This is a genomic window from Providencia sp. Me31A (assembly GCF_050487165.1).
Lineage (GTDB): Bacteria > Pseudomonadota > Gammaproteobacteria > Enterobacterales > Enterobacteriaceae > Providencia.
Genome location: NZ_JBKQGZ010000067.1, coordinates 1 through 1,359, shown reverse-complemented (window position 1 = coordinate 1,359; position 1,359 = coordinate 1). Strand labels below are relative to the sequence as shown.

Below are 1,359 nucleotides of genomic sequence, written 5' to 3'. Positions count from 1 at the left end.
TGTCTTACCGTAAAATCGATTGGGAACACACTGTTGCAGGCACATCCGGTGCTGATGACTGGCGTGCGCCGCTTGAAGCGTAAGTTCGAATTTAGCGAGCCTTTCGAGGCTCGTTTGCGTTTTTAGCCTTTTCCCCACAGAGGAAATCCCCATGTCTTGGAAAGACCCCAATAAAAACAAGCGACTCGGTAGCCCTGAAAACAACCCGCTCATTCACGGCGGTGGATACACGGGTGGCAGAACCTATGCACAAGACCAAGCCTTGCAAAAGGCCCACAGCCAGCTATTAGACCGCATCGCCAGTGGCGAATTGGGTTCAGGGCTGGTGTTCACTTGCACCATTGGTGGGTTACCCGAAGACACGTTTCAAGTGACGCAGTTTGATTTGCAAGAAGGGCTTTCCCAACTCTTTTCATTGTCGATTCAGGCGGTTAGTCCGTTACCCGAGATTGATTTTCAAAACGTACTCGGAATGGCCTCATCATTGACGGTAAAACGCGATGGAAAAATTCTTCGCACGGTACAAGGGATTTTAGCTGGGGCAGAGCAAGGGAACACGGATGGGGTAAAAACGTGGTATCACTTTGTGATACGCCCCGAAATGTGGGTGATGACCCTCAAACAAGACAGCCGTATTTTCCAAGATACCACCGTCCCGAACATCCTTGAGACACTATTGAGCGAGTCTCACATTAAATTTGATAAGCAGTTTTACCACGTCGAAGAACACCTGAAACGCCCCTACATCACCCAAAAGCGCGAAACGATGTATGACTTTTGGTGCCGTCTAGCCGCCGAGGAAGGAATTACGTTCTGGTTCGAAGAAGGCCCGCAACTGTTTTACAGTGACCGTCATTTAGGCATGAAAGCAGGGATTTCGCTCACCTATAATCCGCAATCTGAAACCGATATTACCGACAGTACGGCCACCACATGGCGCTATGCTGAGCAGTTGTGCAGCGATATTCGCGTGGATAAAGACTACAATCAACTCAGACCCTCTTACCCGCTGAGTCATCAAGTCACAGGTGAAGTGCATCAACAACATGAAGTGTTTGAAAGCTATGGTCGCTTTCAAGAGGATGCACAAGGTCAACCTTTTAATCAAATTCGTTACGAACAATCACAAAACCAGCGGCAAGTGGGGTCGGCCACGACTAACTGTATTGAATTGGCACCGGGGCGTATTTTTAGCCTATCAAACCATCCTAGCCCTCGAATGAATACCACATGGCAGGTGGTGAGTGTCTCCCATCACGGCGTTCAACCTCTTGCCGACAACAGTGGCGGTGAGGGCACCCAAATGAGTAACCAGCTTTCCTTTATTCCCAGCACCCAAGAGTGGCGTCCCCCTTATCG

At 49.5% G+C, this 1,359-nt stretch carries 1 protein-coding gene and 1 pseudogene; both read left to right on the top strand.

Features of this window, described 5'->3' with window-relative positions:
* Positions 1-83: pseudogene (locus ACLPIE_RS22470) on the top strand (type VI secretion system tube protein Hcp); the annotation flags it as partial.
* Between the two features lie 68 nt (positions 84-151).
* The coding region (locus ACLPIE_RS22465) for a type VI secretion system Vgr family protein (protein WP_430263839.1) at positions 152-1,359 on the top strand (1,208 nt) is incomplete at its 3' end.